A 24,369-nucleotide genomic window follows, 5' to 3' on the forward strand; every position below is an offset into this window, starting at 1 on the left:
TTTACTCCCTTTTATTCCTCAGTTTTCTGTGCTGCGGCCAGCTCGTCCAGTGCGGACTGCATGGTGCCGCACAGGTCGTTCTCCACACAGATCTTTGCCTGCCGGATGGCGTTTTTGATGCCCTTTGCCTTGGAGGAGCCGTGTGCCTTGATGACCGGCTGCTTTGCGCCAAGGAAGGGCGCGCCGCCGTACTCCTCACTGTCCATCTGGTGCTTCAGGTCGGTAACGCCGCCCTTGAGCAGCAGGTAAGCCAGCTTGCCGCCAAGGTTTGCAAGGAACATCTGCTTGAGCATACCCAGCAGCATCTTTGCCACGCCCTCGGTCAGCTTGAGGATGACGTTGCCGGTAAAGCCGTCGCAGACCACCACGTCCACCTCGCCGTTGGGCACGTCACGCGGCTCGATATTGCCCACAAAGCGGATGCCCGGGGTGGTCTTGAGCAGCTGGTGGGCGTCCCGCAGCACGGGGGTGCCCTTGCTCTCCTCGGCACCGTTGTTGGCCAGTGCTACGCTGGGGTTTTTGCGGCCTTCTACTTTGTTCACATAGCAGCTGCCCATGACCGCAAAAGCGGCCAGCATCTCCGGGCGGCACTCCACGTTGGCACCGCAGTCCAGCAGCAGATAAGCCTGCTGCTTTGCGGGCACCATGGTAGCCAGTGCCGGGCGCTTGACGCCCCGCAGGGTGCGCACGATGAGGCTTGCGCCAACGTGCAGCGCACCGGTGCTGCCGGCAGAGACAAAGGCATCGCCTTTGCCCTCCTTGAGCATATTCAGACCCACCACGATGGAGGAATCCTTCTTCTGACGGACGGCGCGGGCGGGCTCGTCGCACATCTCGATGGTCTCGGTGCAGTTCACCAGCTCGATGCCGTCCAGCGGAATATTGTGCTCGGCGGCGGTCTTGCGCACCAGCGCCTCGTTGCCCACGCCAATCAGCTGCACGCCGTACTCCTTGACGGCCTGTGCAGCGCCTTCCAGAACAGCCAGCGGGGCGTTGTCGCCGCCCATCATGTCCACAATGATCTTCATACCTGTTTTCTCCTTTCAGGTGGTTTGCCTTACAGAGCAGTTTCCTCCAGCCAGTGCTGGAAGCTGGCAACAGCGCGCTCGGCCTGTGCCATGTAACGCAGCCGCTTGTCCCGGGGACGGGTCTCGGCGGGCAGCGGCGGCAGAATGCCCATGTTTGCGCCCATGGGCTGGAAGTTTTTGTTCTCGGTGGTCAGGTACTGCACCAGCGCACCGCACATGGTCTCGGCGGGCGGCGGGGGCAGCTGTTTGCCCTCCAAGCGGGCGTAGAGATTGCGAGCCGCCAGCAGACCGCAGGCGGCGCTTTCCATATAGCCCTCAAAGCCGGTGATCTGCCCCGCAAAAAACACGTTGGGATGTGTTTTCAGGCACAGCTGGGTGCTGAGCACCCGGGGCGCATCCAGAAAGGTGTTGCGGTGCATCACGCCGTAGCGCACAAACTCCGCATTTTCCAGCCCGGGGATCATGCTGAACACCCGCTTCTGCTCGCCCCATTTGAGGTTTGTCTGGAAGCCCACGATGTTATACAGGGTGCGCTCCTTATTTTCTGCGCGCAGCTGCACATTTGCCCAAGGGCGGTGGCCGGTGTTCGGGTCTACCAGACCCACTGGGCGCAGCGGGCCGAACCGCATGGTGTCGGCACCCCGGGCAGCCATAATCTCAATGGGCATACAGCCCTCGTACACGGTGACGGTATCGGCCTTTTTGCCGTGAGCGTCCGGGTCGGGCTTTGTGCTCTGCTCGGCACCGGTATCAAAGTCGTGCAGGGGGGCACGCTCGGCACTGGCAAGTGCGGCGTGGAAGGCCTCATATTCTGCCTTGTTGAAGGGGCAGTTCAGGTAGTCGGCCTCGCCACGGTCATAGCGGGAGGCGGCAAACACCTTACCGTAGTCCAGACTTTCGGCGGTGACGATGGGCGCAACGGCATCGTAAAAATGAAGCCGCTCGTCCCCGGTCAGGCGTCCGATCTCATCGGCCAGTGCGCCATCGGTCAGCGGGCCGGTGGCTACCAGAATGGGAGCGCTCTCATCGATGGTTTCCACCTGCTCCCGGTGGACGGTGATATTCTCACACTGCTCCACCATGCGGGTGACAGCGGCACTGAAGGCATCGCGGTCCACCGCCAGCGCACCGCCGGCAGCCACGCGGGTCTCCTCGGCGGCAGTCAGCAGCCGACTGTCCATGCGGCGCATCTCTTCCTTCAGCAGACCGGAGGCGGAGTCCAGCCGCTCAGCCTTCAGGCTGTTGGAGCAGATCAGCTCCGCAAAACCCTCGCTTTTGTGGGCGGGGGAAAAGTGGACGGGCTTCTGCTCGTACAGCTCTACCTGCACGCCCTTGCCCGCCAGCCAGAGAGCCGCTTCGCAGCCCGCCAGACCCGCGCCCAGAATGGTTACTTTATATTCGTTCATTTAGTCTTTCCTTTAATCCAACCCTCTCAGTCATTGCCAAAGAGGGAGGGTGTAGCGTATTCTCTGAAAAGCTTCCCCCGTCCGGGGGAAAGCTTTCCATCTGCCGGTTCAGTCCTTTTTGGGCACCGGCATCTCAAAGCCGCAGCCTTCCTTGGCGCAGTACAGCTTGCCGCCCTTGCGGAACAGGGTGCTGCCGCACTTTTCGCACTTGGTGGCCACCGGCATATCCCAAGTCATAAAATCGCAGTCCGGGTAGCGCTCGCAGCCGTAGTAGATGCGTCCCTTGGAGCTCTTGCGTTCCAACAGACGTCCCTTGCCGCACTTGGGGCAGATGCCGCCGGTATCCTTGACAAGGCGCTTGGTGCCCCGGCACTCCGGGAAGCCGCTGCAAGCCAAAAACTTGCCGTACTTGCCCACCTTGATGACCATGGGACGGCCGCACAGGTCGCACACCTCGCTGGAGGGCTCGTCCGGCACCTTGACCTTTTTGCCCTCCATGTTCTTTTCGGCCTGCTCCAGACTGGCCTCAAAGCCCTGATAGAAGTCGTCCACGGTCTTGCGCCAGTCGGCCTTGCCGCTTTCCACCTTATCCAGATTCTTCTCCATCTGGGCGGAGAAATCCACGTCCACGATGTGGGGGAACTGTTCCAGCATCAGCCCATCCACAGCCCTACCCAGCAGGGTGGGCTTGAGCTTTTTCTGGTCGCGCTCCACATAGCCGCGGTCGATGATGGTGGTAATGATAGGTGCGTAGGTGGAAGGGCGGCCGATGCCGTTTTCTTCCAGCGCCTTGATGAGGGTAGCTTCGGTGTAGCGGGCGGGCGGCTGGGTGAACTTCTGCTCGCTCTTCAGCTCCCGCAGCTTGAGCACCTGTCCCTGCTCCAGCGGAGGAAGGTTCGTTTCCTTCTTTTCCTTTTCATCGGTGGCTTCCTCGTACAGGGCGGTAAAGCCGTCAAAGGTCACGGTGTAGCCGCTGGCCTTGAAGTGGTAATCCGCCGCGCTGACGGTGACCGACACGGTATCCTGCTGGCAGTCTGCCATCTGGCTGGCCATAAAGCGGCTCCAGATCATGCGGTACAGCTTTGCGGTATCGCCGCTGATGCTCTTGTCCACCTCGTCCGGGGTCAGGGACGGCACAGAGGGACGGATGGCTTCGTGGGCGTCCTGTGCTGCCGTGGCGCTCTTGGTCTTCCATGTGCGCTTATAGGGGCAGATATACGCCTCGCCGTAAGCACCGGCGATATACTCCTTGGCGGCAGCTACGGCTTCGTCCGAGATGCGCAGACTGTCGGTACGCATATAGGTGATCAGACCCATCATGCCGTGTCCGGCAATGTCCACGCCTTCGTACAGGGTCTGGGCGGCGCGCATGGTGCGGGTAGCCGTAAAGCCCAACCGGCGGGAAGCCTCCTGCTGCAGGGTACTGGTAATAAAGGCCGGGGTGGGCTGCTTTGCGCGCTTGCCGCGCTTGAGCTCGCTCACCACATAGCTTGCACCCTCCAAGCCCTTCTCGATGGCGCGGGCCTCCGCCTCGCTTTTGGGCAGCAGCTTTTTGCCGTTGGCGTCCGTGGCAAGGCGTGCCACAAAGCTTTTGTGCCCGGCACCCAGGGTGGCGTCCACGTTCCAGTATTCATCGGGTTTAAAGTTTTCGATTTCCTTTTCCCGGTCGTCGATCAGCCGCACCGCCACGCTCTGCACACGGCCTGCGGACAGGCCACGGCGCACCTTGCGCCACAGGAATGGACTGAGCTTGTAGCCCACCAGACGGTCCAGCACGCGGCGCGCCTGCTGGGCGTTGAACAGATCCTCGTCGATGGCGCGGGGGTGGGCCATGCCCTCCTTCACGCCCTTTTTGGTGATCTCGTCAAAGGTGACGCGGTTGGGCTCGTGGGGGTCCAGCCCCAGAATGTTGGCCAGATGCCAGCTGATGGCCTCGCCCTCACGGTCCGGGTCGGTCGCCAGCAGCACGCCGTCGGCGTGTTTGGCCTTGCTCTTCAGTTCCTTGATGAGCTTTTCCTTGCCCTTGATGCTGATGTATTGCGGGGTATAGCCATGCTCCACATCGATGCCCAGCTGAGATGCGGGCAGATCGCGGATATGGCCCATGCTGGCGGTGACCTCGTAGTCATCGCCCAGATATTTGCCGATGGTTTTCGCCTTTGCAGGCGACTCCACGATAACCAGTTTCGCCATTTCTTTTTTTCTCCTCTATCTGCAACGTGCCCCCAAAGGGATGCACGGTCATTCGCTCATATTATTGTACCACAGCTGTTGTGTGCTTTACCAGCGGAAATATTCCACAATTTTACCGCAGCACATACCGCTGCCCCGGCTGCTTGTACACCCGGCCGGTCAGTTCCAGCTTCATCAGGGTACCCAGCAGTGCGGACATAGGCAGGCCGGTGCTCACGCACAGTTCCTCGATGCCCACGGGCTTTGGCCCGATGCCCGCCAGCACCCGGCGCTCGGTATCGCTCAGGGGTGCAGGTTGCTTTGCAGCTGCCGGTGCCGCCTGCCGGGTGTGCAGGCCCAGCGCCGCCAGCAGGTCGGCTGCACCCGCCACGGCCCGGGCGCGGCCGTCCCGCAGCAGGCCGTTCGTGCCTGCGGAGTTGGGGGAGTAGATACTCCCCGGCACGGCGTACACCGGCTTGCCGTAGCGCTCGGCGTGGGCAACGGTGGACATGGTGCCGCTTTTTTCCCGCGCTTCCACCACCAGTACGGCAGAGGACAGCGCTGCGATGAGCCGGTTGCGCTGCAAAAAGCAGGTAGGGCCAATATATTCACTGTAAGGCGGGTACTCGCTGATGACGCAGCCCTTGCGCTCGATCTGCTGGCGCAGGGCGGCATTGGCTGCCGGGTAGGTGCGGTCGATGGGTACGCCCATCACTGCAATGGTGGGGCAGTCGTTCTTCACCGCCGCCCGGTGTCCGGCGCTGTCCAGCCCATCGGCCAGACCGCTGACGATGACAGCCCCGTTTTTTGCCAGTTCCCCGCCGATGTCCGCCGCCGCGTTCAGGCCGTATTCCGTGGGCTTGCGGCTACCCACGATACCCACCGCCCCGGGCTCGTTGAGCCAGCGGGGGTTGCCGGTGCAGTAAAGCACCAGCGGCATATCCGGAATGCGGGAAAAGGCCAGCGGGTAGTCCGGGTCGTCAAAAGGCAGAATGCGCACCCGCAGGGCATCGCACTGCATCACCAGCGTGTGGAAGCCTTCTGCATCCAGCTGTACTGCACGCTTAAAGGCCGTATCCCCTGCCGCCTGCCGGAACTCCTCGGTCTCCCGCGCTTCCCACGCCTCCTGTGCGCCGCCAAAGGCGTCCAGCACCTTTCCGGCGTGGAGGCTGGCGGGTCCCAGCACCTGCGACAGCCACAGCCAGCACAGCAGCGGGTCAGGTGCAGGCTCCGGCGGGAACAGGCTGGTCTGCCCGGTCACAGGCTCTCCTCCCGGAAATGCCACAGCAGGATGCTGCCCGCAATGCCGGCGTTCAGGCTTTCCACCCGGTCGGTCATGGGAATGCGCACCGTGCTGTTGCAGGCGGCGATGGTCTCATCGGTCAGACCCTGACCCTCGCTGCCGATGACCACGCAGACGCCGCCGGGATACCCGGCCTTTGCCGCGCTGAGCGGCTGGGACTGGTACAGCGCCGCCGCAAGGCAAGTGATACCTTTTTCCCGCAGCAGGGCGATGGCCTGCGGCATGGCACCGGTCTCGATGACCGGGATGCGCACCGCCGCGCCCATGGAGGCGCGCAGGGTCTTGGGGGCGTAGACACTGGCGCAGCCTTCGCTGAGGATGACACCGTCAAAGCCAAAGGCGGCCGCACTGCGCAGCAAAGTGCCCACGTTGCCGGGGTCCTGCACCCGCTCCAGTGCCAGATACCGCCCGCCGGGGCGCACCTCCTCCAGAGTGTGCACCGGGGTGCGGAACACCCCGAACACCCCCTGATGGGTGCCCACGTCAGCCAGCTTGTCCGCCACATGATCCTCTACCAGATAGTGCTCGCCCGGCAAAGCGGCAAGCTCCGGGCACTTTTCCAGCGCATTTTCGGTATAAAACAGGGTCTCCAGCTCTGCGCCCCGGGCAAGCTCCGGGCACAGTTTGCGCCCTTCGGCCAGAAAACGCCCCTCGGTGCGGCGGAATGCTGCACCGGAAGCAAGGCGGCAGGCGTATTTTATTTTTGCGTTTTCCCGGCTGGTGATCTTTTCGTCCATGCGTTCCTCCCGAACAGGTGTGTATGCTTTGGATACAATAGAAAAAGGGCAGCGTCTGCCGCAGATTTCTGCGGCAGGGCGCTGCCCCGTTGCCTTGTTTCCCTGGCCGCAAAAAATGCCCGGATACAAAACGGACGCCCGCGTATACGCGCGGGCGTCACGATGCAAGGTCTTTATCAGGCGTTCTTCACGGTCTCGACCAGAGCGGCAAAGCTCTTGGGATCGTTGATAGCCATCTCGGACAGCATCTTGCGGTTCAGCTCGATGCCTGCCTTCTTCAGGCCAGCCATGAAGGTGGAGTAGTTCATGCCCAGAGGACGAACTGCGTTGTTGATACGGCAGATCCACAGGTTGCGGAACTGACGCTTCTTCATGCGGCGGCCAGCCAGAGCGTAGTTGCCGCTCTTCATGACCTGCTGCTTGGCCATCTTAAAGTGCTTGCTCTTGCAGCCGTAGAAGCCCTTGGCCAGCTTCAGCATCTTCTTACGACGTTTGTGGGTCATGGTTGCGCCTTTGATACGTGCCATTTTTTATATCTCCTTTAGTATCTCGTAGAAAGTTTTGTGTACCTGCGGCTCGCTCTTAGGCGTAGGGCAGCATGCTCTTGATGGTAGCTGCGTTGGTCTTATCAACGTAGCTGGGCTGACGGTAACCACGGGTCAGCTTGGTGGTCTTCTTGGTCAGGATGTGGCTGCGGAATGCATGACCGCGCTTGATCTTGCCGTTCTTGGTCAGCTTAAAGCGCTTCTTAGCGCCGGAGTGCGTCTTCAGTTTCATCTTAGCCATTTTAGTTTCCTCCTAAAATTAGTCCTTATTGGGTTTCGGGATCAGCAGAATGGACATCGTGCGGCCCTCGAGCACGGGCGGCTTATCGGTGGATGCCTGAGGCAGAGCCTCGGCAAACCGCTTCAGCACGTCTGCGCCCAGAGCACTGTGCGCCATTTCGCGGCCGCGGAAACGGATCGAAACCTTTACCTTGTGTCCGGCTGCCAGGAACTTGGCAGTCTGGTTGAGCTTGGTGTTGAAGTCGTTGGTGTCAATATTGAGCGAAAGGCGGGTCTCCTTAACCTCGACCACCTTCTGGTTCTTCTTGGCTTCCTTCTCCTTCTTCTGCTGTTCAAAACGGTATTTGCCGTAGTCCAGCACCTTGCACACAGGCGGCACAGCCTGCGGTGCGATCTTTACCAGATCGAGCCCGGCTTCTTCTGCAGCGCGCATGGCCACCTGAATGGACACAACGCCCTTCTGCTCGCCGTCAGCACCGATCAGGCGAACCTCACGATCACGGATCTGGCCGTTGATCTCCAGTTCCTTCGACTTTCCAGCGGTAGCGATAATGAATGCACCTCCAAACAAAATCCATAGTGTTGCAATATTTGGCATAGAAAACGCGGCCGCCCATATTCTGGACAGCCGCGCGAAATTTCACACAAAGCCGCAGCATTCACAAAGGAATAAGCTGCTGTTTCGGGTATAGCCCGGGGACATCCTCCCGCAAGGCGAGCGCGGCACAGGCCGTAGCTGCTTTCTTTACCCGGCTATTCTACCACGCTTTATCTGCCCTGTCAAGCACTTTTTATGCGTTCTTTGGAAAAAATATGACTTTTCCCTTTTACGCTTCGATCAGTTTGCCCAGTGCAAAGGAGTAGATGCCCTTATAGGTCACCTTTTTCGGTGCAAAGCGCTTTTCGATGGCAATGGCGTAAAGGTTCAGCTGGGCGCGGTAGGCGCGTAGGAAGTCACTTTCCGCCTTGCGGTGGTCGGTCTTGTAGTCCAGCAGCTCCAGATGGTCGGTGTACACCAGCACAAGGTCGGCGATGCCCTGCACCAGCACCTGCGCATCTGCGGCAGCGGGCAGTTCCTCGTGCCCCTGCGCCGCCAGCACAGCACCGGCGGGCAGCGCGGTGATAAAGGGCAGCTCCCGCAGCACCTGCTCGGCGGCGCAGATTTTTGCAAAGGCCTCGCTTTCCACAAAACGCCGAATACACACCGCATCCAGCTTTTCCGCGATCTCCGGGGCGGTCAGCTGCACCGCCACCTGACGGTCCCGCTCTGCCGGGATGGCCGCGTCCAGCGTGCCCGCAGCCTTGGCCTCAGCCAGCCGGGCAAAGTCTGCGTGCTCCAAAAAGGCGTGCAGCGCGGTGCCCATCTCGGCGGCGGTCAGGCCGTCCTTGGAAAGGAAGCCCGGGCGCTCCAGCGTGGTCTGTTCGGCCTTGTGCACGATGCTGGTCACGCTGACCTTGGCGGGCACCTGCGCAAGCGCTGCCGCCGGGTACTGCCACGCAAAGTTCTGCCGCAGCGTTTCAACCAAGGCCGAGTCCGTTTCCGGCGCTTCGTCCGGCGTATCTGTATCTATTTCTTCGGACAGCTGCACGGCATCGTCACACACTTTGATTGCCATCGTACTCTCGGTCTGCACAAACAGCAGTTCCCGATTGCAGGAAAGCTGCCGCAGCACCCCGCCGTCCGGGTGCACCAGCAGCGCCGCCCGCAGCCAGTCGGCAAAGCTGTTGGCCTGCTGGTGCAGTGTGGCCCCCGCCCCGGCAGCCAGAAAAGCCGCCGCCTTGGCAAAGGGCTTGGCGCTCTTGCCGCTGCTCAGGGGCACGGTGAGGATGAGCTTATCCTGTGCACGGGTGAGCGCCACATACAGAAGGCGCATCTGCTCGCTGCGCAGTTCCCTGGCGTGGACATTAGCCAGTGCGGTGTAGGCGGCGGTCTTGTAGGCGCCCTCGCCGTTTTCCGGCCGCAGCCGCAGCCCCGCGCCGAAAGTGCGGTGCACCAGCACCGGCTGACGGATATCCGAGGCGTTGAACTTGCGGGCTGTATCCCCCACGAACACCACCGGGAACTGCAAGCCCTTGGAGCGGTGGATGGTCATGATGGACACGCACCCGGGGTGCACCCCGCTGGGTACGGTGTCCTGTCCGGTACTGCCGGCCTGCGCGGCGGCATCGATGGCGCGCACCAGCGCCGAGATGCCGCCTGTACCGGAGGCGGCGCAGAAGGAGGCAAACCGGCGGGCATCCTCCCGGCGGCGGGCACCGTTTTCCAGCACGCCCAGCGCCGCCAGATAACCGGTGGAGGCAAAAATTTCTTCCAGCAGCTGCTCTGCCGGGGCACTGCGCGCCATCTGCCGCAGGGCGGTGAGATGAGCGTAGAAGTCCTTCACCTTCTCGGTAAAGGGGTCGTCGGCCGGGTCCTCCAGCGCCAGCAGCAGTGCGCCGTACAGGCTGATGCGGGCGGGCTTTTTGTCCGGCTCGGCCTGTACCTGACGGCTGCGGGCGCGCAGCCGCACAAGATCATCCTCCGTAAAGCCGAACATGGGGCCCAGCATGGCGGCGGCCAGATAGATGTCCTGCGAGGGGTCATCGATGACCTTGAGCAGGGCGATGAGGGGGCGGATGTGGGGCGCAAGCATCAGGTTCTCCCGGGCGTCGGCATATACCGGGATGCCCCGGGCGGTCAGTGCCTCCACATACGCCGGGAACTCGGTGCGCGCTGCCAGCAGTACACAGCAGTCCTCGTACCGCACCGGGCGGGTGGTACTGCCCTCCCGCACCGGCTCTCCGGCAGAAACCAGCTGCGCGATGCGCTCCGCGATCCAGCCTGCATCAGTCTCGGTCTCGTCGTCCGGCAAAAACTGCACTTCCACGCTGCCCTGATATTCCCCGGGCGCGCCGCAGACCAGACGCTGCCCATCTCCATAGGCGGTATCGCCCAGCTCCGGGGTCATGAGCTGCTCAAAGAGATAGTTGATGCCCGCCACCACCTGCGGTGCGGAGCGGAAGTTTGCATCCAGCGCCAGCAGAGCGTCCATGCCCGGGGTGCCCTCCGGCGGGCGGGGACGGGCTTTTGCGCCCGGCAGCAGCGGCCAGCTGTCCAGCTTTTGCCGGAAGATGCCCGGCTCTGCCTGCCGGAAGCGGTAGATGCTCTGCTTTAAATCGCCCACTAGGAAGAGGTTATCCCCCGCCGGGGCGGCAAGGCAGCGGTAAAGGGCGTCCTGCAGGGCGTTCGTATCCTGATATTCGTCCACCATCACGGCGGCGTAGTCCTGCCGGATGTTCTCGCACAAGGGGGTAGGCGTGCCCTCCGGGGTGCGCAGCAGCCGCAGGGCAAGGTGCTCAAAATCGCTGAATTCCAGCAGCTTGCGCTCCCGTTTTCTGGCCGTGAACCGGGCATCGAAGTCCCGCACAGCAGCAAACAGCGCCCGCAGCCGGGGCAGGGTGATCTGCCGGTCGGTCTCGGCCTCGGCCTCGGAGCAGCAGATGAGCTGGGTCATCTGCTCAAACAAAGCGGCAGCTTCGTCCGAGCGGGTCTTGATCTCCGCCTTGTGGTCGCCGCCCAGACGCTTTTTCATGCCCTTCAGGCCGGGGGCTTCCTCCATACCCAGCACATAGGGGGTAAGCAGGTCATACAGCGGGTCCCACTGTCCGGCAGCGGCCAGCTGCTCCGCCTGCGCAAAGAGGGCGGCGGCTTTTTCCAGCCTTGTACCGGCCTCTTCGTATTTTTCTGCCACCGCAAGCTGTGCCTTTGCCCGGGCGGATGGGGTCTTTTTTTCCCCGGCAGCTGCCTGCTCCTGATCAAAATCCGCATGGCAGTCGGCCAGCGCTGCCGTCAGCAGTTCCCGCGCAGCCTTGGCGCAGCGGGCAGCTTCGGCCAGCAGCAGGTCGTGCCAGCAGGTGGAAGCAAAGCCGTTTTCCTGCTCGTATGGCGCAAGAAATTCATCCAGCTTGCGGTCGTAGTCCGGCAGTGCCCGCAAAAAGTCGTAGATCTGCAAAATGGCATCGCCCGCCGGTTTATCCGTGCGTCCCTTGCCGTACAGGTCTGCAAAGGCGCAGAAATCCGGGTCGCGGTAGGCGTTTTCCAGCGTTTCAGCCAGTGCCGCCCCCCGCAGCAGCTGCACGGTGCCGGGGTCTGCCGGGGCAAAATCCGGCGGGATATCCAGCGCCTGAAAGTGCTTGTGCAGCAGGTTCAGACAAAAAGCATCAATGGTGCAGATAGGCGCACGCTGCAGCAGCATCCGCTGGCGGCGCAGCATGGCGTTGCCGGGCTGCAGCTGGCTGCGGTGCAGCAGCGCCTGCCCGATGCGGGCGCGCAGCTCTGCCGCCGCCGCGTTGGTAAAGGTGACGATGAGCAGCCGGTCGGCGTTGACCGGGTGCTCCGGGTCGGTGATCAGCTGCACCGCCCGCTCGGTCAGCACGGCGGTCTTGCCGCTGCCTGCGGCTGCGCTTACCAGCAGCGCACCACCCCGGTCGGCAATGGCGGCCTGCTGCGCCGGGGTCCATTTGGGTCCGCTCACGGCTGTTCCTCCTCTTCTTCGGGTTCTTCCTCGGGTTCAAAGGGCTTTGCAGGGGCTTCCAGCGCACGCTCGTGCACCCCGGTCTCATGGCAACAGATAAAGCTGTAATCGCACCAAGTACAGGGGCTTTTGCTGCTGCTCACCACCAGCGGCTCGGCGTCGATCTGCCCGCCGTAGAGCTGCTCGCCCATCTGGGTAACAAGGTCGTCCAGATGCAATTGAATGCGGCTGAGCTTGGCGCTGTCCGCCCGCTTGTCCTTCTGGTAGGGGCTGGGTGCGCCGTTGCGATAGCCAAAGGGCAGATACTTGCCCGTTTCGTCTGCGTCCATCGCATCAAAGATCTTCTGCTCGTCCCGCACAAGGCCGTCCAGCTGGTACTCCACCGCCCGGGCGGCCTGTCCACGGGGCAGGGTCTGGGGGGCGGGGTCGGCCAGCAGATACAACACGCCCGCCGGCTGTGCGCCGGTAAAGCGCCCGCCGGCATCCCGGGTCAGGCTGAACAGATACAGCAGCATCTGACAGTCCAGCCCGCAGTAGACTTCCTTCAAGTCCAGCTTTTTGCTGCCGGTCTTGTAGTCCACCACCCGCACCCAGCGGGTGCCGTCGTCCTCGATCCACTCGTCTGCGCGGTCCACCGTACCCACCAGCTGCACCGTGCGCCCGTCCGACAGGCGGTACACCTGCCCGGGCACGGCATCCTCGCCCCGGCCTATTTTCAGCTCGCAGGCCACAGGCTTGAATTGGGACTGGTTCTGCTCGTCCCGCAGATAGCACAGCAGGCTGGTCATGCTCTTTTTCAGCCGGGAGAGCAGGTAGGCAAAGCGTGCGGTATCCTCCGGCAGATAGCGCCGCGCGTACTCGTCCACCAGTGCGGCGGCAAGGTCGGCCATGGCGGCATCATCCAGCTCCAAAAAGGGGCGCAGCCCGGCGCATGGGTTGTCTGCCCCGGGGTGGGGGTCCAGCGCCATTTGCAGCACCCAGTGCATCAGGGTACCGCTCTGGTCTGCCGAAAGCTCCGCACGGCGGCGGGGTTTGAGCCCCAGCACATACTGCAAAAAGTAACCGTAGCGGCAGGTATAGTATTTTTCCAGCTGGCTGGGCGAGATGTGCAGCCGCCTGCCCAGCAGCGCTTCCAGCGTGGGCAGATCCTGCACCTGCCGGGGCGGGTCCTGCTCCATGCGCTGTAACAGTGCCAGCCCCCGGGGTGCCTGCACCCCCTCGCCGGGGGCGCGCAGCGCCTCGGTCAGGCTGGCGCGTTCCAGTTCGGTCAGCGGCCAGCCGCCGCCCAGCACGTCTAAGCCGTCTGCGGGGGTGGCGGCAAGGTCAATGAGTTCCAGCTGCGGCGCAGCAGGTTGCAATGTCTCCACGATGGGTTCCAGCGCAGCGCACAGGGTCTGCCCCTGCCCCTTCGGCCAGCTCATCCACAGCCCCTTTGCCGGGGCAGTAAGGGCCTTGTAAAAACAGACCTGTTCCCGCACCACACGGTTCTCAAAACAGTCCGGCAGATCGATCTGTTTTGCCATCAGCAAATCGCGGTCGGCGTGGGTCAGCAGGCCGCTTTCTGCGGGGGTACAGGGAAATTCGCCCTCTGCCAGCCCCAGCACGAACACATAGTCCGGCGCATCCAGACGCATTTTACCGGCGCTTGCCAGCACCACCGCGTCCAAGGTCTGCGGGATGTGCCCCAGGTCAGAGGAGCGCAGCAGCAGGCTGAAAAGATCCTCGTACTCCGGCACGGTGATGCCCTGACTGCCCAGCAGCCGCGCCATCTCGTCCAGCAGCTGCATCACCACATTCCACTCGCGGGCGGCTTCCTCTGCCGCCGGGATGCCCCGAGCGGTGCGGATATCCTCCACCTGTGCGGCCTGCTGCCCTTCTGCGCCCAGCTCCTTCAGGCAGAAATACAGCGCCCGGCTGATCTGTTCCGCGTTGGCGCTGCGCACCTTGCCGCGCAGGGTATCCACCGCCGTCACCAGCTTTTTGCGGGCATTCTCGGCGCGGGTAAGGTTCTGGGTATCCTCCTCGGTCAGCTCAGCATCGCCAAAGCCCCGGGGGCTTTTGGTAAATTCTGCCCGCCACGCCGCTGCATTAGGCGACCATGTGTAGGCGTAGTTTTCCAGCGCGCAGACCTCCGGTTCGGTCAGGGCGCACAGGCCGGTCTTGGCCAGCACGGTCAGCTGCTCGGTCATGTCCGCACCCCGCAGTAATGCCAGCAGTGCCCGCACCGCCGTGGCGGGGGCGCTGAACTCCGGGGTGGTGGGCTCGTCGCAGTACAGAGGGATCTCTGCCATGCGGAACTCGTACCGCACCGCAGCCCGGTACAGGCTGATATCGCGGCAGACCACCGCAATTTTCCCGCAGCGCACCCCCTGCCGCATCAGGCGGCGGATGGCGGCTGCGGCGCAGCGGGCCTCCTCCTCCCGGCTGGCGGCGGCAAACAGCCGCAGCTCCGGGGCGCTTTCCGGCGGGGTGCAGCTGCCTGTCTCCAGCAGCTCGGTCAAGGCGGCAAGCCCCGGGGCATCCTTATGGCGCAGATCCCGCCGCAGCAGCTCCGGTGCGGCCACCTGTGCGCCGTTTTTGCGCGCCAGCTGGCGCAGCTGCGCCGCCACCTGTTTTGCACCGGAGAACAGTTCCAGGTCCCCGGGCTGCATGGGTGCGCCGTCCTCGCACAGCGCCACCGTTACAGCGGGCAGCGCAGCCAGCATGGCACCCATCAGCCGCTTTTTGGGCGCGTTGAAGGTGTCGAACTCATCAATGAACACCTCGCGCTCGCGCAGAAAGTCCGGCAGCTCGTCCCGGGCAAGCGCAGCTTCCAGCCGGTCGGCAGCCAACTCCAGACGGTCGGCAGGATCCATGCCGGTGCCCGCCAGCAGGCTCTCGTAGCCCTGAAAGATGAGCGCCAACTCGCCCAGCTTTGCGCTCTCGGTGCCGCAGTCCCGGGCAAGCTCCTGCAACTGCTGCCCGGAAAGCCCGGCGCTTTTCAGCTCGTCGATGGTCTCTGCCGCCATCTGGCAAAAAGCTGCACGGCGCCGGTGGCGGTAGTAGTAGTGCACGTTATCCTGCAATTCCTCCAGCGCACGGCGCACCAGCACCGCCCGCCCGGCATCGGTCAGGGTCTGCACCGCCGCGCCGCCCTCTATCGCAAGGATATGCTCGGCCAGACTGGTGAAGGAATAGCTTTCCACCATGCCGGAAAGGGCATCCCCCAGCTCCCGGTAGATGCGTGCTTCGGTGCTGGAGGTAAACTGCTCCGGCACCAGCAGGATGCTGCGTTTCCCCGCCTCGGCACGGGCGCGGATGCGGGCATACAGCAGGGTGGTCTTGCCGCTGCCGGAAGTGCCCAGAACCAGTTTCAGCATTTCGGTCTCCTCCCGCTCATTGATTTTTGCCTTTATTGTAACACGAAAGCGGAGATAAAACCACCGCTTTTCTTTGCAATCCCGCCGCCGCTGTGGTACACTGAAAAAAACACTCTGCACACCGGAAAGGGACTTTGTATGAAGATTTTAGCCGTTGACTACGGGGACAGCCGCACCGGCCTTGCCACCTGCGACCGCACCGAATTTCTTACCACCGCCATTACGCCCCAGATCACCTTAAAGGCGCGCAACAAGGTTGCCGCCCGGGTCTGCGAGGTAGCCAAGGAGATCGAAGCCGAGATGATCCTGATTGGTCTGCCGCTGAATATGGACGGTACCGAGGGCGAACGCGCCGCCAAGAGCCGCAAGCTGGCAAAAACTGTGGAGCTTTGGAGCGGCCTGCCGGTGCGGATGTGGGACGAGCGTCAGACCACCTGCGCCGCCGCCGATCTTCTGGACGAAAGCGGCACCTACGGCAGCCGCCGCAAGGAGATCTTGGATTCGGTCAGTGCCACGGTGATTTTAGAGGACTACCTTGCATGGCGCAAGGAACACCCCGGGGAGATATAAAAAAAGATGCCTGTGCTCACGCACAGGCATCTTTTTTTTGCTATACTATTTACCCCTGATAGGTCTCGATGCTCACGCTGTTGATGGTGATATCGGTGGTAGGCTTCTGGTTTTCGTCCACGGCGGTCTGGGCGATGGTGTCCACGATGTCCATGCCCTCGTACACCTGCCCGAATACGGTGTCGGTGTAGTCCAGATAGGGCGCACCGCCCGCCGTCTGGTAAGCGGATACCACCTCGGCGCGGTAACCGGCGGCGTTCATCTGGTCTGTCAGTTCCTGCGTTACCGACTGGTCTCCCGGCAGCGATTCCACCACATAGAACACGCTGGCGCACGCGCCGGAGGCGTCCACGCCCATGCACAGCGCCCCGGCGTAATGGTGCAGGCTGTCCGATGCTTCCACCGGGTAGCGGCTGCCCTTCCAGATGGTAGAGCCCTTACCGTCTGCGCCCTGCCCGGCTTCCACCACGAACTGGTTCTCCACCCGGCTCACGGTAAGGCCGTTATAATAGCCCTGCTGTACAAGGCCGATAAAGTTATCGCAGGCCTGCGGGGCCTTTTCCGGGAAGAGCACCGCACGGAAAACACCCGCAGAGGTATCGAACACCGCAACCGTGTCCCCTGCTGCCGGGTGGGTGAACTGCAGCTCGGCGGATTCCACCGCCGGGCGGCTGATGCTCTGGACCTTGCTGCCGTTTTCCTGCGGCCGCAGACTGCAGCCCGTAAGCAGCAGCACCGCCGCAAGACAGACTGCCCCGAATTTTTTCAACATACTCCCGCTCCCTGTTCCATATACTGTACTACAACGCCGCACAGCGCAGCGCAAAAGCTTTAACCAGTAGTATACCATATTCTGCGCGGCAGTGCGAGAGGAAATTGCGTGAAAATTTATCCAATGATTTCTGTGCGAAAAAGCATCTTGACGAACTGCGCAAAACACGCTACACTATAAGCAGACCAAGCGGGACGCAGCCCGCTGCATCAACTGCTTTTTGTGATAAAGCAATACAGGAGCGTATTATGTCTGACGAGATCAAGAACCCCAATACTGAGGAAGAATATCAGCCCGACCTGATGACCCTTGAGGACGAGGACGGCAACGAGGTCACCTTTGAGGTGATCGATGCGCTGGACCACAAGGGCGTGCATTATCTGGCTGTTGTGGAATACGCCGAGAACGAAGAGGACCTGAACGAGGACGCCCAGCTGGTAATCCTGAGTGTCGGGGAGGACGATGAAGGCGAATATCTGGACGTTGTAGAGGACGACGAGGTGCTGATGGAAGTCAGCAAGCTGTTCGAGCAGCGTCTGAGCGAGGACTACGATATCGAGTAAGTCCTTTGACGGATTGACCCGTGCAAGACTTCCTGCCCGGCTCGATTTGTTGCGGTTTGTATGATCCTACTAATCATTCAACGGGAGCCCGGAGTTCTCCGGTGGATTGCAGACCTCCCCGCCATGGGTCGACCATGGAGGTTCGATGAGGAAGCGTGATTCCGGAGACAGGGCACCCACCTGTCCGTAAGGGTAGGTTTGATTGACCGCAGACGACCGGGCGGGATCTTTATAGTAATCCAATCCACCGCTTGTGCCCCTGCAAACACAGGGCACGGCTGTGGATTTTTTTATCACCATTTGAAAGGATGTGCAATTGCGGCATGAGTTCTGAGCATCTGGTTGGTACTTCCATTCCCCGGTTCACCTTCGACACCCCCACCACCCCGGGCAACGATTTTTACGCCCTGTGTGCGGGCACCGAGCCCCTGTGCATGATCTTTCTGCCCGGGTTCGACCACCCGGTCACCCGGGAATACCTGACCCGCTACTTAAAGACCCTGCCGCGGCTGCGGGGTGTGCGGCTGGCCTGCGTGGTGCGCTCAGCGCCCCGCGCGGTGGCCGAGGCTACACAGGGGAAGGAGTTTCCCTTTCCCATCATCTGCGATGCGCCGGGGGTGCTGTACAGCTATCTGGGGGTGGAGCAGGCACGCGGGCTTTTGAGCTGGAGCTTTTCTGCCCAGCGCATCTACAAAAGTGCCCGGGATGCCGGTTATCACTACGACCGCAATGCCCCGCAGATTTTGCCCATGACCCTGATCGTAGGCCACGAGGGCAAGATCCTGTTCACCCACTCCGGCCGCAGCCAGACCGACCTGCCGGAGGACTGCATTGCCATCCGGGAGCTTGCACGCGAGGTGGTGCACACCAAGGCCGCCGACCAGCGCCGCGCAAGCCACCACTGCTCGGACGAAACACTGACCCTGCCCGACCTCATTGGCTGGGACGATGTGGATAACGACCAGTAAACCACACAGAAAATATTTTATATTTTCGCTGGAAAAACTATAACCTGAAAACGGCTGCTGCACGCAAAGTGCAGCAGCCGTTTTGTTATTCTTCCTCCGGTTCTTCGCTGAACAGTTCCGGAATGCAGCCAAGGGCAGCCAAGCCCACCAGCGCAAACACGATGCGGGACCACACCGAGGTGCTGCCGCCCAGCAGCCAGCCCACAAGGTCGAACTGAAAAAGCCCCACGAGCCCCCAGTTCACACCGCCCACAATGAGCAGCAGCAGGCAGATTTTGTAAAAGGTCTGCACAAAAAAGACCTCCTTCCTTTGGGGCCAGTATGCCCTGCGGGAAGGAGGTTTATACTTTTTTATCGGATCACCCGTGCACCGCCGCGGTCGGGCTTGGCAACGTAGACCTGCGGCCACTGCCGCTTTGCTGCCGCTGCGGCGGTTCTGGCGGCAGCTTCGTCCCGGAACACGCCGAACACCGCCGCGCCGCTGCCGGTCATCAGGGCGGTGACAGCGCCGTGCGCGCGAAGAAGGGACTTGATCCTTTCGTTGTCTTTTGCGCCGCTGCACTCTTCCAGCGCATTCCCGGCGGCAGCACATACGGCATCCAGGTCTCCGGCGCGGATGGCCTTTTCCTGCGCCTCACAGTCCGGGTGGGTGCGGCTGCCCACGGTATCATAGGCGGCAAAGGCCTCCGGGGTGGATACGCCGTAGTCCGGCATCACCACCGTGAACCAGCAGTCCGGCACAGGGGGCAGCGCCTTGAGCAGGTCGCCCACGCCCTGCACCCGGCAGGTGCCGCCCATCAGGGCAAAGGGCACATCCGCACCGATGCCTGCGCCCAGCGCGCACAATTCGCTCATGGAAAGCTTTGCGCCGTACAGGGCATTTAAACCCACCAGCACGGCGGCGGCGTCTGCGCTGCCGCCCGCCATGCCCGCCCGCACCGGGGTATTTTTGTAGATGGTGATATCCACCCCCGCCAGCAGGCCGGTGTAGTGGAAGAACGCCAGCGCTGCCTTGATGGCAGTATTTTTATCGTTGGGCTGCACAAGGCTGCCCGGCAGACGCAGACTGAGCCCGGCGCTGCGGCGCAGCATCACCCGCTCGTACAGGGTGATGGTCTGCATGGTCATGTCCAGCGCATGATATCCGTTAGGCAGCAGCCCTACCACATCCAGTGCCAGATTGAGCTTGGCCGGGGCCAGCACGGTCACTGCGTTTTTCCGCTCTCGCCGTTCCATCTGTGTTCCTCCTCAGTTGCCGTGGTAGATGTTGTTTTCCACCAAAAACTCTCGGATGCGCTTCAGCGCCTCGGTCAGGTGTTCCACGCTGTAAGCGTAGGAAACGCGGCAGTACCCCTCGCCGGAAGCGCCAAAGGCATCGCCGGGGATGATGGCAACGTGCTTTTGCTCCAAAAGCTTTGTGCAGAACTCCTGACTGCTCATGCCGGTGCTCTTGATGCAGGGGAAGGCGTAGAACGCGCCCCGGGGCTCAAAGCAGGTCAGACCCATATCGTTGAAGCTGCGCACCACCAAGCGGCGGCGCATATTGTATTCGTCCCGCATCCGGTCGATTTCGCCATCGCACTCCTTCAAGGCGGTGATGGCGGCGTACTGGCTGGTGGTGGGGGCGCTCATGATGGCGCTCTGGTGGATCTTGGTCATGATCTTAATGACCGCCTCCGGGCCGCAGGCGTAGCCCAGCCGCCAGCCGGTCATGGCATAGCTTTTGGAAAAGCCGTTCACCACGATGGTGCGCTCTGCCATACCGGGCAGGGTGGCAATGGAAACGTGCGGCCGCAGACCGTAGTTCAGCTCTGCGTAAATTTCATCAGACAGCACCATGATATCGGTGCCGCGCAGCACCTCAGCCACTGCTTCCAGATCCTCCCGCTCCATCACTGCACCGGTGGGGTTGTTGGGGAAAGGCATGATGACCAGCTTGGTCTTGGGGGTAATGGCTGCCTTCAGCGCCTCGGCACGCAGACGGAACTCGTCCTCCTGACGGCAGGCAACGTGCACCGGCACGCCGCCGGACAGGGTGGTGATGGGCTCGTAGCACACAAAGCAGGGCTCCGGGATGATCACCTCGTCCCCGGGCTTGACCAGCGTGCGGATGCACATATCAATGGCCTCGCTGCCGCCCACGGTCACAAGGATCTGCCGCATGGGGTCGTAGCGCAGGTTCATGCGCCGCTCCAGATACCGGCTGATCTCGGCACGCAGCTCCTTTAAGCCGGCGTTGGAGGTATAGCGGGTGCGGCCGTGCTCAAGGCTTTCAATGCCGGCTTCGCGCACAGCCCACGGGGTCTTGAAGTCCGGCTCGCCTACGCCAAGGCTGATGCACTCGGGCATTTCGGCGGCCAGATCGAAAAATTTGCGGATGCCGGAGGGGCGCATGGCCTTGGCGGCAGGCGCGATCAGTTTATCATAATCCATCACAGCACCGTGCACTCTCTTTCATCAATTTCTTCATCCTGATACAGCCGCCCTTCTTTTTTGTAGGTGCGCAGCACAAAATGGGTGGCGGTGGACAGCACATCGTCCAGCGGCGAAAGCCGCTTTGCCACAAACAGGGCGATCTCCTGGAAGGTCTGTCCCTTGATCACCAGCTGCAGGTCGTACCCGCCGCTCATCAACAGCACGCTCTCCACCTCGTCAAAGGCGGCGATGGTGGCGGCGATCTCGTCAAAGCCGCGGCTCTTTTTGGGGCTGACGTTCAGCTCGATGACCGCCTCCACGCGGTTCACCTTGGCCTTTTCCCAGTCCACAAGGGTCTTGTAGCCCTTGATGATGCCCTGCGCCCGGGCAAGATCCATCATCGCCGCCACCTCGGCGGGGGATTTGTTCAGCATGGTGGCAATGTCCTCCACGGGCAGCCGGGCGTTGTTTTCCAGAATCTTCAAAAGCTGTTCCATTGTCATATACTCCTTATCAACCCTCTACACGGAAATCCGCGGGAAATTATGTATAAGTATAGCACAAGCCCCGGCAGATTGCACTTGATTTTTATATAGAATGTCTTTTGCCCCCGTATTCTGCTCTTTTTTACAAAAAGTGTGTTCAAATTTTGCTAAATCTGCTATACTGGAAGGGTAAGCGTGTGCCGGGTCTTTGGCGGCACCAATCACTATAAGGAAAACGAGGGTGGAAACCATGAAAGCTTTCATTACCGTCATTGGACACGATACCGTGGGCGTTGTCGCAAAGGTGGCCGGTCTGTGCACCGAACTGAACATCAACATTGAGGATGTGACCCAGAGCATCCTGCAGGGGATGTTTGCCATGATCATGCTGGTGGACCTGAGCAACTGCAATGTTGACCACGACCAGCTGCACAAGCGCACCGATGCACTTGCCGCCGAGATGGGGATGCAGATCAACGTGACCCGTCAGGAAGTTTTTGACGCCATGCACACCATCTGAGCCGGAAAGGAGCCCGCAACCGCTATGAGTATGTTTAACACCGGGGATATCCTGGAAACCATCGAGATGTTCACGCAGGATAATCTGGACGTGCGCACCGTGACCATGGGCATCAGCCTGCTGGACTGCATCGACCCGGACCCCAAGAAGGCCTGCGAGAACATCTATAACAAGATCACCACCAAAGCCGCGAACCTTGTCTCCACCGTGGAGCGCATCAGCGCCGAGTACGGTATTCCCATCATCAACAAGCGCATCAGCGTTACCCCCATCGCCATGCTGCTGGGCGCCTGCCCGGAGGCAGACCCCGTGGACTTTGCAAAGACGCTGGACGCCGCCGGCAAAAAGGTGGGCGTCAACTTTGTGGGCGGCTACAGCGCACTGGTGCACAAGGGCTTTTCTGCCGGTGACCGCCGCCTGATCGAGTCCATCCCCCGCGCACTGGCCGAGACCGACATCGTGTGCAGCTCGGTGAACATCGGCGCCACCAAGGCCGGTCTGAACATGGACGCCATCAAGCTGATGGGTGAGGCCGTGAAGAAGGCCAGCGAGCTGACCGCCGACCGTCAGTGCATCGGCGCTGCCAAGCTGGTGGTGTTCTGCAACGCCCCGGAGGATAACCCCTTCATGGCCGGTGCTTTCCACGGCCCCGGCGAGCCGGACTGCGAGATCCATGTGGGTGTTTCCGGCCCGGGCGCTGTGCGCGCCGCGCTGGCACGTCTGCCCAAGGACGCCCCCATCGATGAGGTGGCAGAGCTGGTAAAGCGCACCGCCTTCAAGATCACCCGCGTGGGTCAGCTGGTGGCAAACCTTGCCTCCAAGGCACTGGGCGTGCCCGCCGGCATCATCGACCTTTCTCTGGCTCCTACCCCGGCCATCGGCGACAGCGTGGCCAATATTCTGGAAGAGATGGGTCTGGAAACCTGCGGCTGCTGCGGCACCACCGCCTGCCTTGCCCTGCTGAACGATGCCGTGAAGAAGGGTGGCGTGATGGCCTCCAACCACGTTGGCGGCCTGTCCGGTGCCTTTATCCCGGTCAGCGAGGATGCCGGTATGATCCACGCTGCCGAGATCGGCTGCCTGACCATTGAAAAGCTGGAGGCCATGACCGCCGTCTGCTCTGTGGGCATCGACATGGTCATCATCCCCGGCGACACCACCCCTGCCGTCATCAGCGCCTTGATCGCGGACGAAGCCGCCATTGGCATGGTGAACAGCAAGACCACCGCCGTGCGTGTGATCCCCGCCATCGGCCGCAAGGCCGGTGAGGTGCTGGACTTCGGCGGTCTGCTGGGCTATGGCCCCATCATGCCGGTGAACAGCCACGACCCCTCGGTGTTCATCAACCGCGGCGGCCGCCTGCCCGCACCCATGCAGTCTTTGAAGAACTGATACGAACCCTCTCAGTCATTGCGCAGCAATGACTGAGAGGGTTTATTTTTTTGTATAATCCCGCTGCAACAGACCCATCCTCTGGTTATCATTTCCAGAAGAGGGGTCTGTTTTTTATGCTTCGCTGGTTTTTAAAGCCGCTTTCCGTCCGGCAGATGCGGCTGCTATGCGCCAGTGTGCTGGTAGGCTTTGCGCTGTGCGGCGCTTTGCAGGGGCTGTGCTGGGGGCGCACCCAGCTGGATGCCGGGGCAGCGCTGTGCGCCGACACCCTGCGGCTGCACATCCGGGCGGCCAGCGATGCCGTGGCTGACCAGAGCGCCAAGCTCCGGGTGCGGGACGCGGTGCTGGCCGTGATGCAGCAGTGTCCGGCGCACAGCGCACCGGAGGCGCGGGCGTGGGCGGCGGGGCGGCTTTTGCAGTTTCAGCTGGCGGCGCAGCGGGCACTGGCCGCGCAGGGCATCCGTGCCCCGGTGCGGGTGTATCTCGTGAATATGTACTTTCCCGCCCGGCGCTACCCCACTGGTCAACTGCCCGCCGGACGGTACGATGCCGTGCGCATTGATATTGGCAGCGGCGGCGGGCGCAACTGGTGGTGTGTGCTGTACCCGGGGCTGTGCAGCTTTGCGCAGGGCGGCTACGCCCTGCCTGCGGAGAACGACCTTGTCTGCGGGCAGTACATCCTGCGGTTCCGGCTGGTGGACTGGGCGCACCGGCTGACTGCCCGGCGGCAGACAGTGCTGCTGGTGGGGTGACGCCGTGTCCCGCCGGAGCATAGCATGGAGGGAAAGGAGGGATCCCTCTATGGCGATTCCCGGTTATTATTCCCTGCTCCAGCGCGGCTCCTCCGGGCCGGACGTGGCACTTGTGCAGACGTGGCTCAACGGTGTGCGCGATGCGTGCACATGGTACGATGCGCTGAAGGCAGACGGCAAGTTCGGCGCAAGCACCCAGCGTGCCGTGCAGGAGTTCCAGCTGAAGAACAAGATGAACATGGACGGCAAGGTGGGACAGAACACATGGAACGTGCTCTACACCCGCTACACCGCAAAGCACGGACTGAAGGTGCCCTACCCCGGCATCGTGCTGCACACTGGCTCCTCCGGCGGCACGGTGCGGCTGGTACAGCAGAAGCTCAACTCTCTGGGCGAGCGGCTGAAAGATGACGGCAAGTACGGTGCGGCCACCGCTGCCGCCGTGCAGCGGTTCCAGCGGCGCAACGGTTTGACGGCAGACGGCAGTGTGGGCTGCGCCACTTGGGAAAAGATGTTCTGATATACGCAGGCCGTAAAACGATTTGGAATGGCCTCCGCGTGCGCTTTGGCCATATTCAGCGGAAGAATCATTTTAAATTTCGGGACACCGGAGCGTCCGCAGACGCTC

The 24,369-nt window shown here is 62.0% G+C and carries 23 protein-coding genes and 1 other RNA gene; 8 read left to right on the forward strand and 16 right to left on the reverse strand.

What is annotated here, in order from left to right; translation table 11 throughout:
* Positions 1-11: 11 nt before the first annotated feature.
* The 10 genes from plsX to C7J97_RS08935 form a co-directional block, all read right to left on the reverse strand.
* A complete protein-coding gene (plsX, locus tag C7J97_RS08890; RefSeq protein ID WP_005928235.1) occupies positions 12-1,028 on the reverse strand; it encodes a phosphate acyltransferase PlsX in 1,017 nt (338 codons plus the stop codon).
* 29 nt (positions 1,029-1,057) lie between these two features.
* Positions 1,058-2,434: a methylenetetrahydrofolate--tRNA-(uracil(54)-C(5))-methyltransferase (FADH(2)-oxidizing) TrmFO gene (gene trmFO / locus C7J97_RS08895; protein WP_113992764.1), complete on the reverse strand. Its 1,377-nt coding sequence runs from the start codon at positions 2,432-2,434 to the stop codon at positions 1,058-1,060.
* 108 nt (positions 2,435-2,542) lie between these two features.
* A complete protein-coding gene (topA, locus tag C7J97_RS08900; protein WP_005928228.1) occupies positions 2,543-4,627 on the reverse strand; it encodes a type I DNA topoisomerase in 2,085 nt (694 codons plus the stop codon).
* Positions 4,628-4,739: 112 nt separating this feature from the next.
* Positions 4,740-5,867 (reverse strand): DNA-processing protein DprA, encoded by a 1,128-nt coding sequence (gene dprA, locus C7J97_RS08905; RefSeq protein WP_113992765.1) that lies wholly within the window; start codon positions 5,865-5,867, stop codon positions 4,740-4,742.
* Positions 5,864-6,646 (reverse strand): TrmH family RNA methyltransferase, encoded by a 783-nt coding sequence (locus C7J97_RS08910; RefSeq protein ID WP_015536731.1) that lies wholly within the window; start codon positions 6,644-6,646, stop codon positions 5,864-5,866. The genes dprA and C7J97_RS08910 overlap by 4 nt, the downstream gene beginning before the upstream one ends.
* Before the next feature lie 176 nt (positions 6,647-6,822).
* Positions 6,823-7,173 carry a 50S ribosomal protein L20 gene (rplT, locus tag C7J97_RS08915; RefSeq protein WP_005928218.1) on the reverse strand — a complete coding sequence of 117 codons (351 nt, stop codon included), beginning with the start codon at positions 7,171-7,173 and terminating at the stop codon, positions 6,823-6,825.
* Positions 7,174-7,228: 55 nt separating this feature from the next.
* On the reverse strand, positions 7,229-7,432 hold the full coding sequence (rpmI, locus tag C7J97_RS08920) for a 50S ribosomal protein L35 (protein WP_005928215.1): 204 nt from the start codon (positions 7,430-7,432) through the stop codon (positions 7,229-7,231).
* Between the two features lie 18 nt (positions 7,433-7,450).
* Entirely contained in the window at positions 7,451-8,002 is a 552-nt protein-coding gene (infC, locus tag C7J97_RS08925) for a translation initiation factor IF-3 (RefSeq protein WP_212792169.1), read from the reverse strand.
* Positions 8,003-8,258: 256 nt separating this feature from the next.
* The gene (locus tag C7J97_RS08930; protein ID WP_113992766.1) at positions 8,259-11,945 is read right to left on the reverse strand and encodes a UvrD-helicase domain-containing protein; all 3,687 of its coding nucleotides are present in this window, start codon (positions 11,943-11,945) and stop codon (positions 8,259-8,261) included.
* Positions 11,942-15,304 carry a PD-(D/E)XK nuclease family protein gene (locus C7J97_RS08935; RefSeq protein WP_113992767.1) on the reverse strand — a complete coding sequence of 1,121 codons (3,363 nt, stop codon included), beginning with the start codon at positions 15,302-15,304 and terminating at the stop codon, positions 11,942-11,944. Before C7J97_RS08935 ends, C7J97_RS08930 begins: the two co-directional genes overlap by 4 nt.
* Before the next feature lie 138 nt (positions 15,305-15,442).
* Here C7J97_RS08935 and ruvX point away from each other — a divergent pair, with 138 nt between their 5' ends.
* The gene (gene ruvX / locus C7J97_RS08940) at positions 15,443-15,874 is read left to right on the forward strand and encodes a Holliday junction resolvase RuvX (protein ID WP_015536729.1); all 432 of its coding nucleotides are present in this window, start codon (positions 15,443-15,445) and stop codon (positions 15,872-15,874) included.
* A 49-nt stretch (positions 15,875-15,923) separates the two neighbouring features.
* On the opposite strand, the gene C7J97_RS08945 is transcribed toward ruvX, so the two are convergent.
* A complete protein-coding gene (locus C7J97_RS08945) occupies positions 15,924-16,646 on the reverse strand; it encodes a peptidylprolyl isomerase (RefSeq protein ID WP_113992768.1) in 723 nt (240 codons plus the stop codon).
* 248 nt (positions 16,647-16,894) lie between these two features.
* Between C7J97_RS08945 and C7J97_RS08950 the strand changes: the two genes are divergently transcribed.
* The 3 genes from C7J97_RS08950 (at position 16,895) to C7J97_RS08960 (ending at position 18,177) form a co-directional block, all read left to right on the forward strand.
* Positions 16,895-17,209, forward strand: a complete 315-nt coding sequence (locus tag C7J97_RS08950; protein ID WP_005928201.1) for a DUF1292 domain-containing protein — start codon at positions 16,895-16,897, stop codon at positions 17,207-17,209.
* A gap of 26 nt (positions 17,210-17,235) precedes the next feature.
* Positions 17,236-17,440, forward strand: a non-coding RNA gene (ssrS, locus tag C7J97_RS08955) — 6S RNA.
* 92 nt (positions 17,441-17,532) lie between these two features.
* Complete coding sequence (locus C7J97_RS08960; protein ID WP_005928199.1) at positions 17,533-18,177, forward strand: AhpC/TSA family protein; 645 nt, start codon at positions 17,533-17,535, stop codon at positions 18,175-18,177.
* 85 nt (positions 18,178-18,262) lie between these two features.
* On the opposite strand, the gene C7J97_RS08965 is transcribed toward C7J97_RS08960, so the two are convergent.
* Genes C7J97_RS08965 through C7J97_RS15235 form a run of 5 tightly spaced genes read right to left on the reverse strand, consistent with a single transcriptional unit; the run spans position 18,263 to position 21,341 of the window.
* Positions 18,263-18,469, reverse strand: coding sequence for a DUF378 domain-containing protein (locus C7J97_RS08965; RefSeq protein ID WP_005928196.1), 207 nt, complete (start codon positions 18,467-18,469; stop codon positions 18,263-18,265).
* 59 nt (positions 18,470-18,528) lie between these two features.
* Positions 18,529-19,413, reverse strand: a complete 885-nt coding sequence (gene ispE / locus C7J97_RS08970) for a 4-(cytidine 5'-diphospho)-2-C-methyl-D-erythritol kinase (protein ID WP_113992769.1) — start codon at positions 19,411-19,413, stop codon at positions 18,529-18,531.
* A gap of 12 nt (positions 19,414-19,425) precedes the next feature.
* Positions 19,426-20,610: a pyridoxal phosphate-dependent aminotransferase gene (locus C7J97_RS08975; protein WP_097782360.1), complete on the reverse strand. Its 1,185-nt coding sequence runs from the start codon at positions 20,608-20,610 to the stop codon at positions 19,426-19,428.
* Complete coding sequence (locus C7J97_RS08980) at positions 20,610-21,089, reverse strand: Lrp/AsnC family transcriptional regulator (RefSeq protein ID WP_015536725.1); 480 nt, start codon at positions 21,087-21,089, stop codon at positions 20,610-20,612. The genes C7J97_RS08975 and C7J97_RS08980 overlap by 1 nt, the downstream gene beginning before the upstream one ends.
* A 24-nt stretch (positions 21,090-21,113) precedes the next feature.
* Positions 21,114-21,341 (reverse strand): hypothetical protein, encoded by a 228-nt coding sequence (locus C7J97_RS15235; protein WP_207657567.1) that lies wholly within the window; start codon positions 21,339-21,341, stop codon positions 21,114-21,116.
* Between C7J97_RS15235 and C7J97_RS08990 the strand changes: the two genes are divergently transcribed.
* The 4 genes from C7J97_RS08990 to C7J97_RS09005 all read left to right on the forward strand — a co-directional run bounded on the left by C7J97_RS08990 (position 21,328) and on the right by C7J97_RS09005 (position 24,261).
* The gene (locus tag C7J97_RS08990) at positions 21,328-21,597 is read left to right on the forward strand and encodes an ACT domain-containing protein (RefSeq protein WP_005928182.1); all 270 of its coding nucleotides are present in this window, start codon (positions 21,328-21,330) and stop codon (positions 21,595-21,597) included. The genes C7J97_RS15235 and C7J97_RS08990 overlap by 14 nt on opposite strands.
* Before the next feature lie 30 nt (positions 21,598-21,627).
* Positions 21,628-22,989 (forward strand): PFL family protein, encoded by a 1,362-nt coding sequence (locus tag C7J97_RS08995; protein ID WP_170126655.1) that lies wholly within the window; start codon positions 21,628-21,630, stop codon positions 22,987-22,989.
* A gap of 116 nt (positions 22,990-23,105) precedes the next feature.
* Positions 23,106-23,741 (forward strand): stage II sporulation protein R, encoded by a 636-nt coding sequence (locus C7J97_RS09000; protein ID WP_113992770.1) that lies wholly within the window; start codon positions 23,106-23,108, stop codon positions 23,739-23,741.
* A 49-nt stretch (positions 23,742-23,790) separates the two neighbouring features.
* Entirely contained in the window at positions 23,791-24,261 is a 471-nt protein-coding gene (locus C7J97_RS09005) for a peptidoglycan-binding domain-containing protein (protein ID WP_112121670.1), read from the forward strand.
* Positions 24,262-24,369 lie beyond the last annotated feature (108 nt).

Source organism: Faecalibacterium prausnitzii, assembly GCF_003324185.1.
GTDB lineage: Bacteria > Bacillota > Clostridia > Oscillospirales > Ruminococcaceae > Faecalibacterium > Faecalibacterium prausnitzii.

Coding starts and splice junctions, on each gene's coding strand:
- plsX (WP_005928235.1), bottom strand. CDS start 1,028: ATGAAGATCATTGTGGACATGATGGGCGGCGACAACGCCCCGCTGGCT.
- trmFO (WP_113992764.1), bottom strand. CDS start 2,434: ATGAACGAATATAAAGTAACCATTCTGGGCGCGGGTCTGGCGGGCTGC.
- topA (WP_005928228.1), bottom strand. CDS start 4,627: ATGGCGAAACTGGTTATCGTGGAGTCGCCTGCAAAGGCGAAAACCATC.
- C7J97_RS08910 (WP_015536731.1), bottom strand. CDS start 6,646: ATGGACGAAAAGATCACCAGCCGGGAAAACGCAAAAATAAAATACGCC.
- rplT (WP_005928218.1), bottom strand. CDS start 7,173: ATGGCACGTATCAAAGGCGCAACCATGACCCACAAACGTCGTAAGAAG.
- rpmI (WP_005928215.1), bottom strand. CDS start 7,432: ATGGCTAAGATGAAACTGAAGACGCACTCCGGCGCTAAGAAGCGCTTT.
- C7J97_RS08935 (WP_113992767.1), bottom strand. CDS start 15,304: ATGCTGAAACTGGTTCTGGGCACTTCCGGCAGCGGCAAGACCACCCTG.
- ruvX (WP_015536729.1), top strand. CDS start 15,443: ATGAAGATTTTAGCCGTTGACTACGGGGACAGCCGCACCGGCCTTGCC.
- C7J97_RS08945 (WP_113992768.1), bottom strand. CDS start 16,646: ATGTTGAAAAAATTCGGGGCAGTCTGTCTTGCGGCGGTGCTGCTGCTT.
- C7J97_RS08950 (WP_005928201.1), top strand. CDS start 16,895: ATGTCTGACGAGATCAAGAACCCCAATACTGAGGAAGAATATCAGCCC.
- C7J97_RS08960 (WP_005928199.1), top strand. CDS start 17,533: ATGAGTTCTGAGCATCTGGTTGGTACTTCCATTCCCCGGTTCACCTTC.
- ispE (WP_113992769.1), bottom strand. CDS start 19,413: ATGGAACGGCGAGAGCGGAAAAACGCAGTGACCGTGCTGGCCCCGGCC.
- C7J97_RS08975 (WP_097782360.1), bottom strand. CDS start 20,610: ATGGATTATGATAAACTGATCGCGCCTGCCGCCAAGGCCATGCGCCCC.
- C7J97_RS08980 (WP_015536725.1), bottom strand. CDS start 21,089: ATGGAACAGCTTTTGAAGATTCTGGAAAACAACGCCCGGCTGCCCGTG.
- C7J97_RS08990 (WP_005928182.1), top strand. CDS start 21,328: ATGAAAGCTTTCATTACCGTCATTGGACACGATACCGTGGGCGTTGTC.
- C7J97_RS15235 (WP_207657567.1), bottom strand. CDS start 21,341: ATGAAAGCTTTCATGGTTTCCACCCTCGTTTTCCTTATAGTGATTGGT.
- C7J97_RS08995 (WP_170126655.1), top strand. CDS start 21,628: ATGTTTAACACCGGGGATATCCTGGAAACCATCGAGATGTTCACGCAG.
- C7J97_RS09000 (WP_113992770.1), top strand. CDS start 23,106: ATGCTTCGCTGGTTTTTAAAGCCGCTTTCCGTCCGGCAGATGCGGCTG.
- C7J97_RS09005 (WP_112121670.1), top strand. CDS start 23,791: ATGGCGATTCCCGGTTATTATTCCCTGCTCCAGCGCGGCTCCTCCGGG.